The sequence below is a fragment of the Pseudarthrobacter sp. L1SW genome (genome assembly GCF_020809045.1).
Classification (GTDB): domain Bacteria; phylum Actinomycetota; class Actinomycetes; order Actinomycetales; family Micrococcaceae; genus Arthrobacter.
This window is the reverse complement of sequence record NZ_CP078079.1, coordinates 2,228,728-2,250,703: the sequence shown is the minus strand read 5'-3', so window position 1 is coordinate 2,250,703 and position 21,976 is coordinate 2,228,728. Positions and strand designations below refer to the sequence as shown.

17 protein-coding genes are annotated in these 21,976 nt (G+C 67.0%); 8 read left to right on the top strand and 9 right to left on the bottom strand.

All coding sequences use genetic code 11. The annotated features are described in order from the left end of the window. Window positions 1-11: 11 nt before the first annotated feature. The 4 genes from KTR40_RS10315 to KTR40_RS10300 all read right to left on the bottom strand — a co-directional run bounded on the left by KTR40_RS10315 (window position 12) and on the right by KTR40_RS10300 (window position 1,993). Window positions 12-482 carry a GyrI-like domain-containing protein gene (locus KTR40_RS10315; RefSeq protein ID WP_228403576.1) on the bottom strand — a complete coding sequence of 157 codons (471 nt, stop codon included), beginning with the start codon at window positions 480-482 and terminating at the stop codon, window positions 12-14. A gap of 74 nt (window positions 483-556) precedes the next feature. Further along, a complete protein-coding gene (locus KTR40_RS10310; RefSeq protein WP_228403574.1) occupies window positions 557-928 on the bottom strand; it encodes a DUF5655 domain-containing protein in 372 nt (123 codons plus the stop codon). A 9-nt stretch (window positions 929-937) separates the two neighbouring features. Further along, on the bottom strand, window positions 938-1,408 hold the full coding sequence (locus KTR40_RS10305; RefSeq protein ID WP_139029389.1) for a pyridoxamine 5'-phosphate oxidase family protein: 471 nt from the start codon (window positions 1,406-1,408) through the stop codon (window positions 938-940). Window positions 1,409-1,474: 66 nt separating this feature from the next. Further along, window positions 1,475-1,993 (bottom strand): flavodoxin domain-containing protein, encoded by a 519-nt coding sequence (locus KTR40_RS10300; protein WP_228403572.1) that lies wholly within the window; start codon window positions 1,991-1,993, stop codon window positions 1,475-1,477. A gap of 161 nt (window positions 1,994-2,154) precedes the next feature. Here KTR40_RS10300 and KTR40_RS10295 point away from each other — a divergent pair, with 161 nt between their 5' ends. The 7 genes from KTR40_RS10295 to KTR40_RS10265 all read left to right on the top strand — a co-directional run bounded on the left by KTR40_RS10295 (window position 2,155) and on the right by KTR40_RS10265 (window position 14,474). Beyond that, window positions 2,155-2,634 (top strand): pyridoxamine 5'-phosphate oxidase family protein, encoded by a 480-nt coding sequence (locus KTR40_RS10295; RefSeq protein WP_139029388.1) that lies wholly within the window; start codon window positions 2,155-2,157, stop codon window positions 2,632-2,634. Next, the gene (locus KTR40_RS10290; protein WP_228403570.1) at window positions 2,606-4,573 is read left to right on the top strand and encodes a heavy metal translocating P-type ATPase; all 1,968 of its coding nucleotides are present in this window, start codon (window positions 2,606-2,608) and stop codon (window positions 4,571-4,573) included. The genes KTR40_RS10295 and KTR40_RS10290 overlap by 29 nt, the downstream gene beginning before the upstream one ends. A 77-nt stretch (window positions 4,574-4,650) precedes the next feature. Next, on the top strand, window positions 4,651-5,112 hold the full coding sequence (locus KTR40_RS10285; RefSeq protein ID WP_139029386.1) for a universal stress protein: 462 nt from the start codon (window positions 4,651-4,653) through the stop codon (window positions 5,110-5,112). Next, window positions 5,112-7,667, top strand: a complete 2,556-nt coding sequence (locus tag KTR40_RS10280) for a cation-transporting P-type ATPase (RefSeq protein ID WP_228403568.1) — start codon at window positions 5,112-5,114, stop codon at window positions 7,665-7,667. Before KTR40_RS10285 ends, KTR40_RS10280 begins: the two co-directional genes overlap by 1 nt. A 142-nt stretch (window positions 7,668-7,809) precedes the next feature. Beyond that, a complete protein-coding gene (gene ppsA / locus KTR40_RS10275; RefSeq protein ID WP_228403566.1) occupies window positions 7,810-10,224 on the top strand; it encodes a phosphoenolpyruvate synthase in 2,415 nt (804 codons plus the stop codon). Window positions 10,225-10,266: 42 nt separating this feature from the next. Next, window positions 10,267-13,449 carry an HAD-IA family hydrolase gene (locus KTR40_RS10270; RefSeq protein WP_228403565.1) on the top strand — a complete coding sequence of 1,061 codons (3,183 nt, stop codon included), beginning with the start codon at window positions 10,267-10,269 and terminating at the stop codon, window positions 13,447-13,449. After that, the gene (locus KTR40_RS10265; protein WP_228406102.1) at window positions 13,449-14,474 is read left to right on the top strand and encodes a 6-phosphofructokinase; all 1,026 of its coding nucleotides are present in this window, start codon (window positions 13,449-13,451) and stop codon (window positions 14,472-14,474) included. Before KTR40_RS10270 ends, KTR40_RS10265 begins: the two co-directional genes overlap by 1 nt. Window positions 14,475-14,520: 46 nt before the next feature. On the opposite strand, the gene KTR40_RS10260 is transcribed toward KTR40_RS10265, so the two are convergent. The 5 genes from KTR40_RS10260 to KTR40_RS10240 form a co-directional block, all read right to left on the bottom strand. Next, a complete protein-coding gene (locus KTR40_RS10260) occupies window positions 14,521-14,943 on the bottom strand; it encodes an Hsp20/alpha crystallin family protein (RefSeq protein ID WP_228403563.1) in 423 nt (140 codons plus the stop codon). A gap of 61 nt (window positions 14,944-15,004) precedes the next feature. Then, on the bottom strand, window positions 15,005-16,060 hold the full coding sequence (locus KTR40_RS10255; RefSeq protein WP_228403561.1) for a zinc-dependent alcohol dehydrogenase family protein: 1,056 nt from the start codon (window positions 16,058-16,060) through the stop codon (window positions 15,005-15,007). A 78-nt stretch (window positions 16,061-16,138) separates the two neighbouring features. Continuing rightward, a complete protein-coding gene (locus KTR40_RS10250) occupies window positions 16,139-18,586 on the bottom strand; it encodes an HAD-IC family P-type ATPase (protein WP_228406101.1) in 2,448 nt (815 codons plus the stop codon). Window positions 18,587-18,611: 25 nt separating this feature from the next. Beyond that, a complete protein-coding gene (locus KTR40_RS10245) occupies window positions 18,612-19,487 on the bottom strand; it encodes a universal stress protein (RefSeq protein ID WP_139029380.1) in 876 nt (291 codons plus the stop codon). A 45-nt stretch (window positions 19,488-19,532) separates the two neighbouring features. Beyond that, window positions 19,533-19,994: a pyridoxamine 5'-phosphate oxidase family protein gene (locus tag KTR40_RS10240; protein WP_139029379.1), complete on the bottom strand. Its 462-nt coding sequence runs from the start codon at window positions 19,992-19,994 to the stop codon at window positions 19,533-19,535. Between the two features lie 277 nt (window positions 19,995-20,271). Between KTR40_RS10240 and KTR40_RS10235 the strand changes: the two genes are divergently transcribed. After that, window positions 20,272-21,927 carry a GAF domain-containing protein gene (locus KTR40_RS10235; RefSeq protein ID WP_228406099.1) on the top strand — a complete coding sequence of 552 codons (1,656 nt, stop codon included), beginning with the start codon at window positions 20,272-20,274 and terminating at the stop codon, window positions 21,925-21,927. The last annotated feature ends 49 nt before the right edge of the window (window positions 21,928-21,976 follow it).

Genomic DNA, 21,976 nt, shown 5'->3' with positions numbered 1-21,976 from the left:
ATGGTTGGCTCTTACGCGACGGGCCAGACAACCCTTGTCTGCCACTTCGCGGGGTCGGGTTCGGCTTCCGGGTCAGTCAGGTAGTACTCCCACATGGTGTCCGACGGGGTGAGGCCGTCAGCTTCCATCTGCCCCAGGATCGCGTGGTAGGTGTTTTCCAGGGTGTCGTACGGGCCGACGTGGAGCGCCTCAAGGGCATCCGTCTCAGGCAAAGTCCCGCCCGCCACGCCATCCGCGTCGGTAAAGCTGCCGGCAATGGGGAAGCCGGCTTCCACGTCAACCGTCTCGCTGGGCATGCCCCGGTAGAGCGCAAAAGGCGGTCCTGCGGGACTGGCTCCCTGCTTCCGGGCTGCAGCCATCACGGTACCGAAGGCCCGGCCGAAGAAGTCGGTCAGTGCAGCCATGGGGACGCGTTCGCGGACGACGGCGACGGGCTGTTCCGTGAGGTGGACTTTCTGCGGGTGCTGGGCGGAGTTGTTCATGGCATTAGCCTGCGCCGCAGGCTGCCGGGGTTACAGGGCCTTAGGACTCTAAAAGGTGCCCACGGCGTCCCGCCCTAGCCGGCAGCTTCATAGGCCTCGCGCAGCCACTGTTCGACCTCGGCGTCCAGCTCGCCGCTGTCCTGCAGCTCAAGATGGTGCATCCAGATTCCGGGGGAGGGGTGCGCGATTTGCTTGAAGCGCGGCGATGCCGCCTCGTAAGGGAGCGCCAGGGACAAGACCACGGGGACCGTGGACTTCACGTAGGAGCCAGGGCGCCAAAGAAATGCGAAGCCGCGCCCGCGGCGGAACGAAACCTGGCTCTTGGAGACCCGGACCTCCAAGGGTCCCAGCCCGGTTGCCATGCGTTCTGCCGCCCGGTAAAGGCCGTAGGCCGTGGGGGAACCTTCAAAAAAGCGGTCAACCGTCCAGGGTCCGCCGTCCTCCATGGGGAGGGGCTATTCGAGTCCTGCGCGGGTGGCTTCGTCCAGCGGGGTGCCCCAGGTGCCTGTGGCGGACAGGGTGAACCGCCGGCCCGTCACGGACTGGGGAACGATCCGGATGAGGTGGTCCTGGCCTACTCCCTGCCAGGGAAAGAGCCCCCGGCGCGTCTCGTTCAGGGCCGGCCCCGCGGCATCGTCCTGGACAGCCCTGCCTTTGACCACAACGCTCCAGGCCAGGCCAAACTCGGCGCTGACGCTGTCCGCCTCCAAGGCCACCAGGGAGTTCGCTTCAATGGCCTGGAGCTTCGTGCCGCTGCCCGTCCGGAAAACAAGGCCGTCGCCGTCAACCTTGAAGCCCACCGGAAACACATCGGGCTGGCCGTCCACGACGACGCCAAGCCGTCCCACACTCGTGCGTTCCAGGAGTTTCCAGCACTCCTCGGAGTCCAGGATTTCAGCTTCTGGCACCATGTTCTTGTCGGTCATGCCCAGATCCTACGGGGCTGGTTACTGGACTGACAGGGCCCAAAGACCTTTGACCTCCCGCGGAGTTCACGCTTCCCTGCGGCTGCCCTGGTCCTTCAAGGCGGAGCGGAGCGTTTCCGCCCACGCAGCTGCGCGGTCAACCTCCCCTTGACGGAGGGGGCCTTCGCTGCCTTTGACGTAGAAGGCCATGGGGCCGGTGATGATGCTGGCGCCGGCGGCCTTGAGCGCCCGGGTCATCTTCTTGGCGGCATCCCCATGGATAAACAGCTTGAGCCGGGTGTCGAACGCTGCCGCCTTCACCCCTGCCAGCCCACGGGAGGCAAGGTCGGCGAGCGCCTGTGTGATTTTGGGCGTCGGGCGCCAGCCATTGATGGGGCTGCCCACCACAAGGAGGTCGCCGGACTGGAGTGAGCCGGCATCGAAACGGTCAACGGGGACTGCAGCGGCCTTGTTGCCCAGGCCCGCTGCCAGGGCTTCCGCGATGGTCTTGGTGTTGCCGTAGGCGGAGTCATAGACGACGAATGCCTTCATGGTGTCCCTGGCCTTTCCCGGACCCAGCCGGAGGAGGATTGTTCCCTCCAGCATGCGGGTGGCACGGCGCGCAGTGCAGGGCCGAAAGTCATGACAGGGCCGGGGAAAGCCCGGCCGCGGAACCATCTGCTGCTGCCTGAATGCCCCTGCTGCTTTTGTGCCGTAGTGCCTAAATGCCCTAGTGCAGCGCGCCAGGGAGCACTACGTTCAGCAGTATGCGCAACAACTCACCGGAACGGGACGCAACTGCAGTCGAGGTCCTTGGCGCAAGTGCCTGCTGGGATCTCCTGCGCACGGTATCGGTTGGCCACCTTGCCGTCCTGGTTGACGGCCATCCGGAGATCTTCCCCGTGAACTACAAGGTGGACCATGAGTCGGTGGTCTTCCGCACCGGAGAAGGAACAAAGCTGCACGCAGCGGCCGGGCCCGCCGCCGTCGCCCTCGAAGCCGATGGCACCGACCAGGGAAGGCACACCGCATGGAGCGTCGAAGTGAAGGGCCATGCTGAGGTCCTTGAACCTTCACCGGACCTGATGACAGGCGTTGGCCTCACCCTTTTTCCCTGGCAGGCGGGGCACAAGGACTACTTTGTGCGGATCACTCCGACGGCGGTGACCGGCCGGCGCTTTAAGGTCACCCCGCCGCTGACCTGGTGGAGCCACCTGGATGATCCGGCGCGGGCGGGTTTTGCCTGAGGGACGGCCGGCCGCCCCGCCCGGCACCGCTCTAGGGCCGCGGCAGGCGGCGAACCCCGAGCAGCCCCGCACGTCGGCGGCGGGCAGGGGCGTCGCGTTTGTCCGGCTGTACCCGCTGGTTGCAGTGACCGGCCTGATGCTGATTCTGACGGGGCTGCTGCTGCAGTCGGGCCTGGAGGAGCAGGCCCGGCTCGGCGCGTCCGCCTATGCCGTCGTCGTCGCCGCCAGCCGTGGCGTCTCAATGTTCCGCTCCCTGCGCGAGGGCCGCTGGGGAATCGACGTCCTTGCGCTGATGGCGATTGGCAGCACAGTGTGGGTGGGCGAGTATCTTGCCGCCCTGGTGGTTATTCTCATGCTCTCCGGCGGGGAAGCATTGGAAACCTTTGCCCAGGGACGCGCTGCACGGGAACTGAGGTCGCTGCTGGACAGGGCTCCGCGGTTCGCGCACCGGGAAGGCGCCGGATCGGTCCTGGAGGACACGCCGATTGGCGAGGTGGTGCCGGGGGACGTACTGGTGGTGCGTCCCTCCGAGCTGGTCCCCGTGGACGGGGAGCTCCTGTCCGACGCCGCCAGCATGGATGAATCCTCGCTGACGGGCGAAAGCCTGCCGGTGGAGCGGGTCCGCGGGGACCTCCTGCTCAGCGGCTCCGTCAACGGCGAGACGGCCGTCAGGATGCGGGCCGCCGCCACGGCGGCCGAATCGCAGTACAGCCGCATCATCGCCCTGGTGGAGGAGGCGGCGTCCAGCCGGGCCCCGGTGGTCCGCCTGGCGGACCGCTACGCCGTTCCCTTTACCGCGCTCGCCGTCCTCATGGCTGGAACCGCATGGCTCCTCTCAGGGGATCCCGTGCGGATCGCCCAGGTCCTGGTGGTGGCAACTCCATGCCCGCTCCTGATCGCCGCCCCAGTGGCGTTCCTTGCCGGTACCAGCCAGGCCGCCCACAGGGGCATCATCATCAAGAACAGCGGGACCCTCGAACAACTGGCCAAAGCAAGGACAGCCGTGTTCGACAAGACCGGAACGCTGACATCCGGGCGGCCTGTCCTGGACACCGTGCAGGCCGCGCCGGGCGGGGAAGAAGGCGGGTCCATCAACCCTGCCCGTATCCTGCAGCTTGCCGCCTCCGCCGAGCAGTACTCCTCGCATGTCCTGGCGGCGTCCGTCATCGAAGCCGCTGCCGTGCGCGATCTTGAACTCCTGCCGGTAACCCGGGCCACGGAACACGCCACCCAGGGGGTGGAGGCGGTATGCGGCGGGGACACTGTGGTGGTGGGAAAGGCCGGCCTGGTCCGGAGCTTGTCAGGGGGCTTCAGGGAAGCCGCCGTGCGGAGCGGTCAGCTGGCGGTCTACGTTGCCGTGAACGGCGAATACGCCGGTGCCCTCATCATGAAGGACCCGCTGCGCGCCGACGCCCGGGAAACCCTTGCCCGGCTGCACCGCCTGGGGATCCGGCACACCATGCTGCTGACCGGTGACGCCCAGGGGACAGCGGCGCACATTGCCGAAGAGGCGGGCATCCGGCACGTGCAGGCGGACTGCCTTCCCGAGGACAAGGTTAATGCGGTGGCCGGCGTGCGGGAGCGCCCCGTGGTGATGGTGGGCGACGGCGTCAATGACGCCCCCGTGCTCGCGGCAGCGGACGTCGGGATCGCCATGGGAGCCAAGGGCGCCACAGCGGCAAGTGAATCGGCGGACGTTGTGATCATGCTGGACGACCTCTCCAAGGTGGCCGTTGCAGTCGAAATAGGCAAGCGCACCGTAGCCGTGGCCCTGGTCAGCATCTGGACGGGAATAGGCCTCAGCATCGGACTCATGGCTGTGGCCATGACGGGATACATCCCCGCCGTCACCGGGGCACTCCTGCAGGAGCTCGTGGACCTGGCCACGATTCTGAACGGGCTGCGGGCGCTGCACGGACCCAAGCCGAAAAGCCCCTGAGCCTCGGCTGACACCGCAGGGGCGGGCATGACCTTCGGCCCTTCCCATGGCCTGCAGCAGTAGGGAGTGTGGTGGATATGAAAGCAGAAACAGTATCCAAGCCCGTGATCGTGGGCGTCGACGGATCGGAATTCTCTTCGGCAGCCCTGAGGTATGCGGGCACCCTGGCGGCCCGCCTCGGCGCCCGGCTGGAGGTCATCACCTGCATCGGCATGCCGGACTACCTGGTGCTGCCCCACCTTGAAGGCGCCGACCGCCAGTTCACGGCGAGGCTGGAGGATGCTGCCCGCCGGTTGGTGGACGAAGCCCTGGGGCGTGCATTTACCGGCGACCGGCCCGAGGACATCGGCATAACAGTGAAGTTCGGGCCGCCGGGCAAGGTCCTGGTGGAAGAGAGCCGGCGCGCGCAGCTGCTGGTGGTGGGCCGGCACGGTGAGGGAGGTTTCCTCGGAACCACCATGGGCTCGGTCAGCAAGGCGTGCGCCGCACGGTCCGTGTGCCCGGTGCTCCTGGTGGGCCAGGAGGCGGACGTCGTGTGATGACCGCGGCTGGCCTGACCTCGGTCCAGGCCGCGGAACTCCTGCAAAAGGCAGGGCCCAATCTCCTTCCGGCCGAGAAACCCGTACCGCAGTGGCGGAAACTCTGGGGGGAGCTGACACACTTCTTCGCCCTCATGCTGTGGTGCGCGGCCGGCCTGGCCTTCCTCGCGGACATGCCGCAACTGGGCGTGGCGATTATCGTCGTCGTCATTGTCAACGGCGTCTTTGCCCACATCCAGCAGGAACGCGCCCAGCACGCGGCGGCCAAACTGCGGGCGTTGCTTCCCGCGGACGTCCTGGTGCGCCGCGACGGGCGCGTCCGGAAAATCCATGCCAGTGAACTCGTGGTCAACGACGTGGTGCTCCTGGCCGCAGGAGACCGCATCCCCGCCGATGTCACGCTGGTCACTGCAGCGTCCTGCACCGTGGACGAATCGATGCTGACGGGGGAAAGCGAGCCGGTGCCGAAAGTGGGCGGCGATCCTGCCTGGGGTGGAACGTTCCTGGTCAACGGCAACGCCGAGGCCGCCGTCGCCGCGACAGGCGCCAGGACCCGGCTGGCGGGGATCGCCCTCCTGACCAGCGGCGCCGTGTCCCCACCCACTCCGCTGTCCTTGGAACTGCGGCGGATTGTCCGCGTGGTGGCCTCTGTCGCCCTGGCCATCGCCGCCCTCTTTTTCCTGGTATCCCTGCTGGTGGGCATCCAGTGGCGCGATTCCTTCCTCTTCGCCATCGGTGTGGCCGTTGCCCTGGTTCCGGAGGGCCTGCTGCCCACCGTGACACTGTCACTGGCGATGGGCGCCCAGCGCATGGCCTCCCGCAACGCGCTGGTCCGCAACCTCGAGGCCGTGGAGACCCTCGGCTCCACCACGTTCATCTGTACAGACAAGACAGGCACGCTCACCCAGAACAGGATGAACGCCGTGGAGGTCTTCACCTCGCGCGGACAGGTCCAGATTGCCGGTGACGGGTACAGCCCCGAAGGGACGGCCCAGGGGGAGGGAACGGACAAAGCCGCGGAAACTGCGCTCGCGGCCCGCGCCGCCTCGCAGGGCCGCGTTGAACTGCACGAAGGGCAGTGGCGGGCCTCGGGCGACCCGATGGAGGCGGCCATCGACGTGCTGGCACGGCGGCTGACGGGCACAGCGGGTGAGGGGAGGGCGCCTTCGCGCCGGCTCCCCTTCGATCCCGTACGACGGCGGGAATCGGCGATCGTGGGACAGGACCTGTACTGCAAGGGTGCCCCCGAGGCGGTACTTCCGCTGTGTGGCCCCGCGTCCGGAGCGCTGGAGGAACAAGTCCACCTGATGGCCTCCCGCGGACTGCGTGTCATCGCCGTGGCGCGCCGGAAGCTGGAGGGCGCGCCGGACCTTTGGGAGTCCCGCCCCGCGGAGGACCTCGAACGCGGCCTGGAGCTGCTGGGCCTGATCGGGCTCCATGATCCGCCCAGGCCCGACGTGGGCGAGGTCATCCGGACCGCCCGCAATGCCGGGCTCAAAGTCGCCATGATCACCGGCGACCACCCCGGGACGGCGGCGGCGATCGCGCGTGAGATTGGCCTGATGGGGGTTCCGGAACGGGTGCTGGAAGGCTCGGACCTCCCGGACGATGAACAGTTGCTGGGCGCTCTCCTGGACCGCGACGGCGTGGTGGTGAGCAGGGTGTCCCCGGAGCAGAAGCTGCGGGTTGCCAAGGCGTTGCAGTCCCGGGGACACGTGGTGGCCATGACCGGAGACGGGGTGAACGACGGCCCGGCCCTGCGCGAGGCGGACATCGGGGTGGCCATGGGCTTGAGCGGCACCGACGTTGCACGCGAAGCTGCGGACCTGGTCCTCCTCGATGACCACTTTGGAACCATCGTTGCTGCCATTGAGCAGGGCAGGGCCACCTACGCCAACATCCACAGATTCCTCACCTACCACCTCACGGACAACGTGGCAGAGCTGACGCCCTTTGTTGTCTGGGCGCTCTCCGGCGGGCAGTTTCCCCTTGCCCTCGGCGTCCTGCAGATCCTTGCCCTGGACATCGGCACCGACCTGCTGCCGGCCCTGGCACTGGGCGCCGAACAGCCCGGCAAGCACGTGCTGGCCCGGCCGCCGGAACGGCGGCACCTGATGGACCGGAAGCTGATGGTGCGCGTCTTTTGCGTGCTGGGCCCCGTGGAGGCGGCCGTTGAAATGGCAGCCTTCTCCGCGGTGCTCTTCGGTGGCGGCTGGGCCCGCGGCGAAGCGCCGGATCCCGGGCTGCTCCTCGCCGCATCAGGTGCCGCCTTCACGGCCGTGGTGCTGGGCCAGCTGGCCAACGCCTTCGCCTGCCGAAGCGCGACAATGCCGCCCTGGCAGCTGGGCTGGGGCACGAACAGGCTCCTGGCATGGGCCATCGTGGCCGAACTGGCTGTGCTGGCGGCTTGCCTGTTCATTCCCCAGCTCGCCGCCGTGCTGGGGCAGGCCCCGCCGACGCCGGCCGGACTCCTCGTGGCCCTGTCCGCAGTGCCCGCAGTCCTCGCCGCTGACTGGGCCTACAAGGGCATCAGGGGACGCGCCAGCCACACGTGACCGTACGTGCCCCTGGGCGTGAGGTGCCCGGCCCGGGGCGTTTGCCTGGGGTGTTTGCCCGGAACGGGGCATTCCCGGCAGGGGCGGGGCTCGGGACCAAAGACTCTGCCCGGCTTCTTCCGCCACGGCCCAGAATCAAGGCATGACTGCTCCCGCAACCCCCCTTGCCGATGTCCATGTCATGTGGATCGAAGATACGGGAATAGGGGATATAGCGTCCGTGGGCGGAAAGAACGCCTCCCTGGGCGAGTTGAGCCGGTCCCTGCGTTCTGCCGGAGTAAGGGTCCCTGAGGGGTTCGCCACTACCGCCGCCGCCTACCGCGCCTTCCTGGAAGCCAACGCCCTGGAGCCGCGGATCAGGGCCTACATCGAGGAGTGCCGCGCGGGACGGGCCACCCTGCGCCAGGCGGGCGCGGCCATTAGGGAACTTTTCCTGTCGGCAACCTTCCCGGAAAGCATTGGAGAGGCAATCCGGGAGCACTACCGCCTCCTGTGCCGCCGCGCCGCCCAGCAAGAGGCGGCGGTCGCCGTCCGCAGCAGCGCCACCGCGGAGGACCTCCCGGACGCCAGTTTCGCGGGCCAGCAGGAGACCTTCCTCAATGTGGCCGGGGAGCGCGCCGTCCTCGAAGCCTGCCGGAACTGCTACGCCTCGCTGTTTACAGACCGCGCCATCAGCTACCGCGAGATGAAGGGCTATGACCACCTTGAGGTGTCGTTGTCCGTGGGGGTCCAGCGCATGGTCCGCTCGGACCTTGGCGCCTCGGGGGTCATGTTCTCCATCGACACCGAGTCCGGCTTCCCGCAGGCAGTGCTCATCAGCGCCGCCTGGGGCCTGGGCGAGACAGTGGTGCAGGGAACCATCAACCCGGACAAGTACCAGGTGTTCAAGCCGCTGCTCGCCAATGACCGCTTCAGCCCAATCATCGAAAGGGAACTGGGCGCGAAGGAACGCAAAATGGTCTACAGCCACGGGGGAAACGCGAGGACCCGGATGGTGGAAACCACGGAACGTGAGCAGGAAACCCTGGTGCTTAACGACCGGGAAGTGGTCCTGCTGGCGCGCTGGGCCACCGCGGTGGAGGAGCATTACGGCCGGCCGATGGACATGGAATGGGCCAAAGACGGAATAACGGGCGAACTGTTCATGGTGCAGGCGAGGCCGGAGACAGTCCAGGCGCAGCGCAGCAGTTCGACCTTCCGCACCTACCACCTCCGGCAGCCGGGGCGGGTGCTGACCTCGGGGGCAGCGATCGGGGATGCGATCGCCAACGGGCAGGCCTGCGTCATCCGGGACGCGAAGGACATCGAGTCGTTCGTGGACGGCTCGGTGCTGGTGACCCGGATGACGGACCCGGACTGGGTTCCGGTGATGAAGCGTGCCGCCGGCATCGTCACGGACCACGGCGGGCCCACCAGCCACGCGGCGATCGTGAGCCGGGAACTGGGCGTGCCCGCCGTCGTCGGAACACGCAACGCAACCGAAGCGCTCCCGGACGGTGCCCCCATCACCCTGTCCTGCGCGGAAGGCGAAGAAGGCCGCGTGTACGAAGGACTCCTGGAGTACGCTGTGGACGAGGTGGACATGGAGGCGCTTCCGGCCACCGGCACCGATGTCATGGTGAACATCGGCAGTCCGGCCGCAGCATTCAAGTGGTGGCGCCTGCCGGCTGCCGGGGTGGGGCTTGCCCGGATGGAATTCATTATCAACAACCTCATCCGCATCCACCCGATGGCCCTGGTGCACCCGGAGCGGGTGACCGATCCGGAGGAGGCGGCCCTCATCCGGAAGCTCACCAGCGGCTACCAGGACCCCCGGGAGTACTTCGTCGACGTCCTGGCCACCGGAATCGCCAAAATTGCGGCGCCGTTCCATCCCAAACCCGTGATCGTCCGGCTCAGCGATTTCAAGACCAACGAGTACAGCCACCTGATCGGCGGCGGCTACTTTGAAAGCGCGGAGGAAAACCCGATGCTGGGTTTCCGGGGTGCCTCGCGTTACTACAGCGAGCACTACCGTGAGGGCTTTGCCCTGGAATGCAAAGCCCTGAAGCGCGTGCGGGAAGAAGTGGGTTTCGCCAATGTCATCGTCATGGTTCCCTTCTGCCGCACCCTGCACGAGGCCGACCTGGTCATCGAAGCGATGGCGGAGCACGGCCTGGTGCGGGGCAGCGCCGGGCTGCAGCTCTACATGATGTGCGAAATACCCTCCAACGTGGTGCTCGCGGAAGAGTTCGCCAAACGGTTCGACGGCTTCTCCATTGGCTCCAATGACCTCACGCAGCTGGTCCTGGGCGTGGACCGCGACTCCGAACAGCTGGCCGGGCTGTTCGATGAACGGGACCCCGCCGTCAGTGCCATGATTGCCCAGGCCATCGATAAGGCTCATGCCGCCGGCATCAAGATCGGTATCTGCGGGCAGGGCCCCAGCAACCACCCGGATCTTGCCGAGTTCCTCATCGGCAAGGGCATCGATTCCATCTCGCTGAACCCGGACACGTTCCTGAAGGCCCTGCCCGTCATCGCCGCAGCCGAGCGTCGGCTGGGCAGACAGGCCTAACGGCACTGTCACGGGCGGGTGGCCGGCTGATAGCACTGTCATATGACCGCGTCGCCCACCGCAGCTGCCGCCAAGCCGCCCTTTGACGCCGTCATCTTCGACCTGGACGGGGTGGTCACCAACACGGCACTGGTCCATCAGGCCGCCTGGAAAGAGGCCTTCGAACAGATCCTGCAGGATCCGCGGATACCCGCAGCCGCGGACCGTTCCCCCCTCACCAAAGCCGACTACCGCACGTACATTGACGGCCTTCCCCGGGAGGAAGGCGTACTGAAGTTCCTTGCCTCCAGGGGCGTGAGGGTTGACCGGGGATCTGACCGGGACGAGCCGGGCACCTGGACGGCTTTTGGGCTGGGTGCCCTGAAGAACCGCCTTTTCCTCGAGCACCTGAGGCGGGAAGGGGTGCAAAGCTACCCGGGGACAATGCAATTGCTGCAAAGGCTGTCCGACGCCGGTGTTCCCACCGGTGTGGTCACGTCCAGCCGCAACGCCTCCTCCGTCCTGGACGCGGCCGGTATTCCGGGCAAATTCAACGTCATCCTGGACGGGACCGCTGCGGCCAACCTGGGCCTCCGCGGGAAGCCGGCCCCTGACGTCTTCCTGGCCGCCGCATTCCGCCTGGGGGTATCGCCGTCCCACGCAGTGGTTATCGAGGACTCGGTGGCGGGGGTACTCGCGGCGCACCGGGGCGGATTCGGGCTGGTGGTGGGAATCGACCGGAACGGTACCCGGCGGGAGCTTGAGGCCGCCGGAGCCCGTTCAGTCCTCAATGACGTGGGTGAACTGGACCTTGGCCTCGTGGTGGGTGATCCCTGGCAGCTGGTCTACGAGGGTTTTGACGCCGGCCACGAGGGGCACCGCGAAGCGCTGACCACCCTTGGCAACGGCTACTTAGGCGTGCGGGGCGCGGCGCCGGAAGGTGGAAGCTTCCGGTACCCGGGCATGTATCTGGCGGGGGTGTACAACCGTGTAACCGCTGAAGTGGCCGGTGAAGTGCTCGTGGAAGAACACATGGTCAATGCTCCTGACTGCCTTCCCGTCGACCTTCGGCTGGGGTCGGGACAGTGGTGGTCGGCGGGAGGAATGACTGTCCTCCGCGAGCGCCGCACCCTGGACCTCCAGCGGGCCGTCCTGGAACGGCGGCTGCTGCTGGAAGCTGCCGACAAGCGGCGGCTGGAAGTGGTCCAGACCCGGTTCGTGTCCATGGCCGAACCACACCTGCTGGCCCTGGAAATGAAGGTCACCCCGCTGGGCTGGAGCGGTTCAGTGGACGTCCGCAGCGGGATCAATGCCGGCGTCAGGAACGCGAACACTCCCGGCCAGGGGGCCGGCCCCGGGACCCACCTGGTGGACCGGACCGGGCCTGGAAGCGGCGCCCTGCAGTCCCCTCCGGACAACATTTCCGTCGTTGAGGCTGAAACGACGCAAAGCCTGGTCCGGATAGCTGCCGCATTCCGCACCGGGGCCGCCGGGGCGCAGGGCGCGGGACACCCCGGCAGGAAGGGTGCCTTCCACTTCCGGACGTTCCAGGTTCCGCTCGTCGACGGGGCGCCGTCGAGGATCAGCAAGGCCGTGGCCGTTGTGACCTCGCGTGACCGTGCGATTTCCTCCCCGGCGTCGGCTGCACGCGCAGTCCTGGAGCGGTCCGATGATGACTTCGAAGCCCTTCTGGCTGCCCACCAGGAGGCCTGGCGGCGTGAACTGCGTCCGTTCCTGGTGGACATCGACGCACCGGTCCAGGTGCGCCTGGTCCTCAACCTGCACATTTTCCATGTGCTGCAGACTTTGACCCGCCACACGGCCGAGCTTGATGCGGGAGTTACCGCCCGCGGGCTCCACGGCGAGGGCTACCGGGGCCACGTCTTCTGGGATGAGCTGTTTGTGCTGCCCCTCCTGACGTCCAGGACGCCCGATGTTGCCCGGTCCCTCATCGACTACCGCTGGCGCAGGCTTCCCGCGGCCCGTCACGCCGCCTCCATCCAGGGGCTCGCGGGTGCGAAGTTTCCCTGGCAGAGCGGCAGCGACGGGACGGAGGAGACTCCGAAATGGCTCTACAACGACAGGTCCGGGCGGTGGGTCAAGGACCATTCGCACATGCAGCTGCACGCCGGCCTGGCAGTGGCGTTCAACGCCTGGCAGTACTACCAGGCCACAAGTGACAAAGCCTGGCTCCTCCGGAGGGGCGCCGAACTGGTCATCGACGTTGCCCGTTTTTTCTCGTCCCGGGCGGAGCACAGCCAGGACACCGGCCGTTACCACCTCCGCGGCGTCGTGGGGCCCGATGAGTACCACACGGGTTATCCGGGCAGCGCTGCTCCGGGACTCGATGACAACGCCTACACCAACGTCATGGCTGCCTGGGCGTGCCTCCGGGCCGCTGAGATTGTCTCAATTGTCCAGGGCAACGAACTGGGCGGGCTGATGGACCGCCTCGGCATCACCAGCGAGGAAGTTGCCGGCTGGGAGCTGGTGGGCAGGGCACTCTTTGTGCCGTTCCACGCCGACGGCGTCATCAGCCAGTTCGCCGGTTACGAACAACTGGAGGAACTCGACTGGGACCGCTACCGCGAGGCCTATGACAGCATCGAGCGGCTGGACCTGATCCTGGAGGCTGAGGGGGACGAAACCAACCGCTACAAGCTCGCCAAGCAGGCAGATGTCCTGATGCTGCCCTACCTGCTGGGCCAGGAGGGACTCATCAGCCTCCTGTCCGAACTCGGCTACGCCTTCACCCCGGACCAGCTGAACCGGACCATCGAGTACTACCTTGCCCGGACCGCCCATGGATCCACGCTCAGCCGCGTGGCGCACGCCTCCGTCCTGGCGGCGGTGGATGCGGACCGTGCATGGGACAGTTTCCGGGAGGCTCTCGACGCCGACCTCGACGATACGCAGCACGGCACAACACGGGCAGGAATCCATTTGGGCGCGATGGCTGGATCCATCGACGTTATCCAGCGCAGCTTCGCGGGACTGCGGCTCAGCGGCGACACCATTGTGTTCGCACCCAACCTGCCCAGGGGGCTCCGGGCTGTCGCCTTTGAAGTGCGCTACCGGGGACACCACCTCAAGGTTGAACTCAGGGACGGACGCATGCACCTGGCCTCCGCCCCAGGGGACGCGGACCCTATCAGGGTACGCGTGAACGGCAGGGACACGGCCCTCCCGGCCGGGCAGGCCCGGAGTTTCCGGCTGCCGGCGCAGGCACAGGGATCGGCGGCATGATGAAGCAACTCGGCATCCTGACCAGCGGCGGCGATTGCCCAGGGGTGAACGCCGTGATCCGGGGAGCCGTCCTGGGCGGCGACGTTGCCCACGGTTACGGGTTCCTGGGTTTCCGCGACGGCTGGCGGGGAGTCCTGGAACAGGATGTTGTTCCCTTGCCCCGCCCCAGCGTCCGGGGACTGTCCCGGCTTGGCGGAACCGTCCTGGGAACCTCCCGCACCAATCCGCTCAAGGACGGCGGCGTTGACGCGGTAAGGGACAGCCTCCGGCGCAACGGCCTGGAGGGCCTTATTGCCATTGGCGGTGAAGGAACCCTGGCGGCGGCGAAAGCACTGTCGGACCAGGGCATCAACGTGGTGGGCGTGCCCAAAACGATTGACAACGACCTCGGGGCAACGGACTACACCTTTGGTTTTGATTCGGCAGTCCAAACGGCAACGGACGCAATCGACAGGTTGCGGACCACCGGGGAGTCCCACCACCGGTGCATGATTGCGGAGGTCATGGGGCGCAATGCAGGCTGGATTGCGCTCCACGCGGGCATGGCCACCGGCGCCCATGCCATCCTGGTTCCCGAGCATCCAGTCTCCCTGGACCAGATCTCCGCCTGGGTCCTGTCCGCGCGGGAGCGCGGGAGGGCGCCACTGGTGGTGGTGGCAGAGGCATTCGCGCTGGAAGGACAGGAGGCACCCTACGCTCCCCGGGGCCTCGATACCTTCGGGCGCCCGCGGCTTGGCGGCGTCGGCCGCCTGCTGGAAAAGCGGTTGGAGGAAGTGACGGGCATTGAAACGCGGGCCACCGTTTTGGGCCACATCCAGCGGGGCGGGGAACCGACGGCCTATGACCGGGTGCTTGCAACGAGGCTGGGGATGGCCGCCGTCGAAGCGGCCGCCAACGGGAAGTGGGGCACCATGGTGTCCCTGCGGGGCACCGATATTGTCACCGTGGGCCTGGAGCTCGCACTTGGAAGCCTGAAGGTGGTCCCCGAGGAACGGTACAGGGAGGCGGCTATCCTGTTCGGCTGACCGCCGGGTGGGGAGCCTGGCCCGCAGCAGGGCCAGGCGCCAACCATTAACCCCTGCTGATCGGGATTTTCGACGCCGCGGGTCCCTGGCCCTGGTCCGGAAGGGGAGCACGGACTTCCAGGACGCCGTCCTTGTAGGAAGCTGTGACGTCGCCCTGCTGGACGCCGCGGGGCAGCGGGAGCCGCCGGACAAAGGAACCGTAGCGGAATTCGGACCGGTAGCTGTCCTTGTCCTTGTGCTCCTTCTTTTCCTGCCGCTCTGCCCTGATGGACAGCACGCCGTCGGTCACTGTCACGTCCACGTCCTTTTCCGGGTCGATGCCGGGCAGCTCCGCCCGCACCACCAGGGTGTTGCCGTCCACCATCTCCTCCACCCGGATTGCGGAAGTGCCCGCCTCGCCCTCGAACAGTCTTTCGATCACGTCCATGGGGGAGCGGCGGGATTCAAACCACTTCATCAGCTCGGTCATTCTTGCCTCCTGCTCAGGTTGGTCCGGGTCAGCTGGTTACCCGGCACTACCACCATCCGCTTCATGCAGGGAAGGTTCCAGAGTCCAAGGTCCCACCGTGGCGTGCTGCCTGCCCAGCGCGGACCCGGAGAACGGCGGAACCGGTGATCCTGTCCGCAGCGAGATCCGCCAGCGCGCTTCCTGCGGCCTCAAAGGGATAGACGGTGGTGGCCGGTTCCAGCGGAATTGCGGCTGCGAGCGACAGGAACTCCAGGCCGTCCTCACGGGTATTGGCGGTTACGCTGCACACTTGGCGCTCGTAGAACAGGTGGTCGTGGTAGTTCAGGGCCGGTATGTCGCTCAGGTAGATGCCGGCAATGGCGAGCGTTCCGCCACGGTCGAGGGCCCGGAGCGCCACAGGCACGAGGTCGCCTACCGGAGCGAAGAGGATGGCCGAATCAAGGGGCACCGGCGGATCGTCGTAGGCGCCGCCGACGTACTCTGCGCCGAGGTCGCGGGCAAGGGCACGGGCCTTCGCCGAGCGGGTCATGACGAAAACGGACGCCCCCTGGTGCATGGCCAACTGCGCGGTCAGGTGGGCGGAGCTGCCGTACCCGTAGATGCCAAGGCGCCCGCCGGCAGGCACCCGGGCCCGCTTCAGCGCGCGGTAACCGATGATCCCTGAGCACAGCAGGGGTGCCGCCTGTTCATCGGTAAACACATCCGGAATGGGGTAGGCAAAGTCCTGGGAGACCGTGAGCTGCTGGGCGTAGCCGCCGTCCCTGTCCCATCCGGTGAAGACGGGGGCGGTGCACAGGTTTTCGTCTCCGCGCCGGCAGTAGGCACAGGTACCGCAGACACCGCCGAGCCAGGCGACGCCTACCCTGTCCCCCGGGGTGAACCGGGAATAGCCCGGCCCGCTCCGGACCACCACGCCCACTGCCTCGTGCCCCGGCACAACGCGGGGGTGGCGGGGCGGGAGGTCCCCTTCGGTGAGGTGCAGGTCCGTGCGGCAGATGCCGCAGACGCTCACATCAACCAGCAGTTCGTTGGGTCCGGGGCTGGGGTCTTCGCGGATCCCCATGCCCAGGGGGCGGGTAGAGACGGGGCCGGGGCGGTCCACCCACCAAGCGAGCACCTGTTCCTCCTCTTGCCGTCGGATTACAACCGTTGCATGGGCCGGCGGGGCCCGGACAGAGCCAAAAGTCATGTTCCGTCAGCCATCCCCTGGCCGGCCGGCCACTCGCCGCTGGAAGTAGCCTGCTCCTTCGATGGCAAGGCTTCCTGCCGCGGCTGCCATGACGGAGGCCGCCAACAGGTCCGGGGGAGGCCAGTCGAGCCTGAAGAAGTCCTTCACGGGCGGGACGGTGAACAGCAGGACCAGGCCGCCGTACATGCCGGCCAGGATGAGGGTTTTGATCCAGTTAAGCGGGCGCGAGGCCATGACCAGGACCCATGCCGCGATCAGGGCGAGGGTGATGACGGTGGCGGACTGGGCAGCCCCGGCACTGTATTGGCCGCCCAGCCGTGCGTAGGCGTTGACCGCCAGTACGCACAGCGCTGCGCATAGGCCGGCGGGCAGCGAGAAGGCCAGGGAGCGTTTAAGGAACCCTGGTGCGTAGCGCTGCGCACTGGGCTGCAGCGCCAGGAAGAACGCCGGCAGGCCGATGGTCAGTCCATCGAGCACGGACAGCTGGCGCGGAAGGAACGGGAAAGGCAACAGCAGCAGCGCGAAAGCCAGCGAGATCAGCGTTATGTACACCGTCTTGCTGAGGAACACCATGGAAACCCGCTCGATGTTGCTGATGGCGCGGCGGCCCTCTGCCACCACGGCGGGCAATCTGTCGAATCGCCCGTCCAGGAGGACAAGCCGCGCCACGGCCTTGGTTGCCGGTGACGCCGTGTCCATGGCGATGCCCAGATCCGCGTCCTTCAGGGCAAGCACATCATTGACGCCGTCTCCGGTCATTGCCACCGTGTGCCCGCGCCGCTTCAGGGCCTGGACCATGTCGCGCTTCTGGGCGGGAGTCACGCTTCCGAACACGTGGTTGCCCTCCATGGTCTCCTCCAGCATGGCGGGGTCGGTGGGCAGTTCCCGGGCGTCATAGGCCGGGCCCTGTCCAAACCCCACCTCGCGCGCGAGGACCGCCACGGTGCGCGGATCGTCACCGGAAATGATCTTCAGGGTGACCCCCTGTTGCCGGAAGTAGGCAAGGGTCCTGTGTGCGTCCTTCCGGATGTCCTCACGGAAGGTCAGCAGCACCACCGGCACCAGTCCAGGGGGCAGCCTGCCGTCTTCCCCGATTGCGGGCATGGAGCCCGGCAGGTGGGCGAAGGCCAGGGTCCGCCGCCCGGTGGAGGCCAACGCTGCGGCGAGCCTGTGGGCGCCGGCGCGGGAGGGCGATTCCCCGAGGACGGCATCAGGGGCTCCCAGGACCCAGGTTCCGGCAGCCCCGGAGCCAGGCGGGAACGTCACGGAGCTCCACTTCCGGGCCGACGTGAACGGAACGGAGCCGGCCGCAGGCAGGAGGTCCGCTGCGGGAAAGGCTTCACCGATGGACCTGGCGGTGGTGCTGGCTTCCTCCTTCGCACCGAACCACTCCAGCGCCTTCCGCCACCCCTCGACTGGTGGGGTGCCGGCGTCGTGCACGGCCTCGAAGGCGATGGAACCGGAGGACAGGGTGCCGGTCTTGTCCAGGCACAGGACGTCGACCCTCGCCAGGACCTCAACGGCCGCCAGTTCCTGCACCAGGACCATGTGGCCGGCCAGCCGGACCCCGCCGACGGCGAAGGCGACGCTGGTGAGCAGGACCAGGCCGAGCGGAATCATGGAAATGATGCTGGCCACCAGCCCCAGGGTGCCGGGTACCCAGCCTCCGGAACTGACGGCATCCTCCCAGCCGCCCGCGTTCTGGATCTGGGCGTTGGCCACAAGTAGCGCGGTGGGCAGCAGCAGCCAGGTGATAACACGGAGGACCTTGTCCAGGCCCGAGCGGATCTCGGACGTGACCAGGGAGAACCGTTTGGCCTCAGCCGTGAGTTTGTTGGCGAACGTGTCCGCTCCAGCCCGGACCACCTCCGCACGGCCACTGCCTGCCATGATCAGCGACCCGGAGAGGAGCACCGCCCCGGGGGCCTTGGACACGGGTTCGGACTCTCCGGTCAGGAAGGACTCATCCGCCTCGACGTACCCTCCGTCCAGGAGGCGGAGGTCCGCGCTGACCTGTTCCCCGGCGCTGAGCAGGACGATGTCGTCCGGAACCAGGGCGTCCGCGGGGACCTGCTGCGTCCGGCCGTCCCGCACCACCCTGCTCTCCGCCGCGTGGAGAATGGCCAGCCGGTCTAGGGATTGTTTCGCGCGGTATTCCTGCACGATGCCGATCAGGGAATTCCCGAGGGCTGAAAAGCCAAAAAGCGCGTCCCGCCACTGGTCCAGCACCAACAGCAGGATGAAGCACCCCGCCACGATGCCGTTGAAAAGGGTCAGGACGTTCGCGCGGACGATCTCCCAGAGACTGCGGCTTGTTGTCCCCGGGACACTGTTGCCCCGTCCTGCGCTGGTTCGCTCCAGGACCTCAGCCGAGGTAAGCCCGTCGCGCCGCCGCCGGCCCCCGGGAACGCTGGAGGACGGTTGGTGTTCGATGCTTTCCCGGGCTTCATACATCACGCCGTTGGCAGGGTTCCGCCGGTCATTTTTCGTGCCGGGTCTTCTTCAGCCGTGTGATGACGGTGGGGCAGGGAGGCTGGGTCAGGACACCATGCGCCGTCGACCCCAGGAGCAGCCTCCCGAAGCCGCCCCTGCCGCGGCTTCCCAGGACCAGCATCCTTGCGTTGGCGGCGGCCTGCACCAGGGCGTCGGCAGGTTCCAGGACAGTTTCGAGGACTCCATGCACCACGAGGCCGGGATAGTCCTGGCGGAGCCCGGCCACTGTCTCCGACAGCACGATCTGTTCCTCTTCCACCACGTGCTCGGCGAAACTGCTGGACGGCAGTCCGGCCTTGATCCAGCGATTGGGGCCGGTGAAGGCGTAGAGGACGGTGAGTTCTTCGCCCAGTGCGTCAGCTTCAGATGCCGCGAAGGCCACGGCCTGGGTGGACTCCCTTGATCCGTCCACGCCCACCACGACGCCCTGGCCGCCGCCCTGGTTCGTGCCAATGACCGCCACCGGGCATTCTGCGGTGGCGGCCGCCTGGAGTGCGCGGTCCGTCAGTGCGGCGCGGGAGTGGCCGCTGCTGCCCAGGACCAGCATGGACGCGTTCTTTGAATAGTCGCCCAGCGAACCCCCGACGCTGCCTTCCAGGAGTTCGGTTGTTACCTGGAGGTCGGGTTCTGCCGCGCGTACGCGTTCCCCGGCCTCCTTCAGCATGTCCAGCGCGGAGTTCCGCAGGGCGTCAATATAGGGGAGGGCGTCCAGCGCCTCGCCTGCCATCCAGCGGTCATCCAGGACATGGAGGACTGCCAGCGGCAGCTTGAGCCGGCGGGCGCGGGCGGCCGCCCACAGCAAGGCGGCGTTCGAGGGGGAGGAGTCGATGATGCCGACGGCGATGGGCTTGGTTGCGTCCATGGGTTACCTTCCTTGGTACTGTCGGTCCGGCGGTGAGGATGCGCGTCAGGCCCTGTCGGCCGGTTCCTGCGGAGCCCACCAATGGGTTGGCGGAGCGATCACGAACCTCCGTCCGGTGATTTCCTCGGGTGTTACGCGGATAAGGCTGTTCTTGGGTCCCGCCTGCCAGGGCGACAAGCCCGCGTCGGCGGCGTCCTGGAATTCCTCGGCGTCGGTGACGGCCACTGCGTGGCCCTTCACCACCACACTCCAGGCGATGGTGCCGTATTGGTTCAGCCCATCGGCCTCCAGCGCCACCACCCTGCGTTCAGCCACGGCGTCCAACTTCGTTCCTTCTCCCGTACGGATCAGCAGTGTTCCGTTGCTGGGCACGTAGTTCACCGGGAAGATTTCCACCGTGTCGCCACGCGTGAAGGCCATCCGGCAGAGGGAGGTTGACCGGAGGTATCTCCAGCAGTCATGTACGCCGAGGCTTTCGGCTTCCGGTTCCGTCGCAGCTGTATCCATGGCCGTAGCCTAAAGCGGGGAATCCCGCCCGGCTAGGGAAGAAGGTCCCGGACCGTTCCTCCGAAGGCCGCCTGCGTTGATCTACGCTCCAAATGGGGCATTTCAGGCCTTGACTTTGTCTTCTAGACTGGTCCCAAGACATCCCTTCGTGCTCAGGTGAAGTGGTGTTTCCGGGGGAACCAACCGGCCCGGACGATTGGAATGCTGCTGGGCCCGCAGCGTCGCGGGTAACTGTCACAGGAGGTCGGACGTGAGTACTGAGCCGTGGCGCTCTCCAATGAAGGAAAGGGCCGAGGACCTCCTGCGCGATTTTGTTGCCCGTGCGGATGAGCTGCTGCAGACCCAGGAACGGATGAACGGACTCCTCTCTTCCGTGGTGGCCCTTGCCGAGGATTTGAGCCTGGAAGCCGTGCTGGACCGGCTGGTGCGGTCCGCCTGCGAACTTGTCGGCGCCAGGTACGGTGCGCTGGGGGTCATCGCCGAGGACCGCAGCCTGAGCCATTTCATCACCGTGGGGATTGACGAGGACGAAATCAGGTCCATCGGGGACCTGCCGACCGGGCATGGCGTCCTGGGGCTCCTGATCCGCGAGCCGCGGCCTTTGCGGCTGCACGACCTGGGCCAGCACCCCATAGCATCAGGCTTTCCCAGGAACCACCCGCCAATGAAGACCTTCCTGGGCGTACCCGTGCGTGTCAGGGACGAAGTGTTCGGGAATCTCTACCTGACGGAAAAGGACGGCGGACAGGACTTCACGCCGGAGGACGAGGACCTCGCGGTCGCCTTGGCTGCCGCAGCGGGCGTGGCCATCCAGAATGCCCGCCTTTTCGAGGACAGCAAGCGGCGCCAGAAATGGCTGGAGGCCGGCATGGAGCTGAGCAGCCGGCTGATCATGACACCGCACCCGGAAACTGAGGAAAACCTCGATCTTGTTGCCGAAACTGCATTGCGGGTGTCGGATTCAGCGCTTGCCGTGATTGCGGTTCCCGCCGGGGACGGCGTCCTGCGGTGCAGGGCGTGCCTGGGGGTGCAGGGCCTGCAGGCGGGACAGGAAATTGCGGCGTCCGACGTCGTCTCCCGGGTCATCGAAACAGGGGAGTCGCTTGTGGCGCGGGACCCCCAGCTGGTCTTCGAGGACGAGGTGGCGGAAAAGCTTGGTTCGGTGCTGGTCTGCGCCATTGGCCACAGCAACAGTGAAAACGGCGTGCTGCTGCTCGCCCGGCCGGTGGGCTCGGCTGCCTACAACCAGGCCGAAGTCGAGTCCAGCTCGCTTTTCGGCAGCAGGATCGGGCTCGCGCTTGACCTGGCCCGCGTCCACGCCCTGCGGGAACAGAATCTCCTGTTCACCGACCGGGAGCGGATTGCCCGTGACCTGCACGATCTTGTTATCCAGAGGCTGTTCGCTTCGGGGCTGAGCATCCAGAGCCTTCGCCGCTACACCCTGGACCCGGTCGCCCACGAGCGTATCGCCGTCGTCACGTCAGAACTCGACGACACCATCAGGAAACTGAGGGACACCATCTACTCCCTCCGCACGGGCGAACACGAGCATGAACCGCTCACGGGCCGCATCCTGAAGGTGGTGCAGGAGACATCCCGGAGCTACGCCGTGGCGCCGAAAGTCGCTTTTGCCGGGCCCGTGGACGATGCCGTCCGGGAGAACATCGCCGGCCACCTGCTCTCCGTCCTCTCCGAGGGACTGAGCAACGCTGCCCGGCACTCCGGCGCCGACGAAATCCGCGTCACCATCTCCGTCACCCAAAAACAGGTTGAGCTGGTGATCACGGACAACGGCTGCGGTTTTGCCGAGCCTGCACGGGTCAGTGGCCTGGCAAACATGCGGCACCGTGCGGAGCTGCTGGGCGGCAGCTGCGCTATCCAGAGTGCTCCGGGGGACGGCACCCGGATAACCTGGTCCGCCCACCGCCAATAATCAGGCCCGGATCCAGCAGAACCCGAACGGTCCGGCCCTGCGCTTAAGC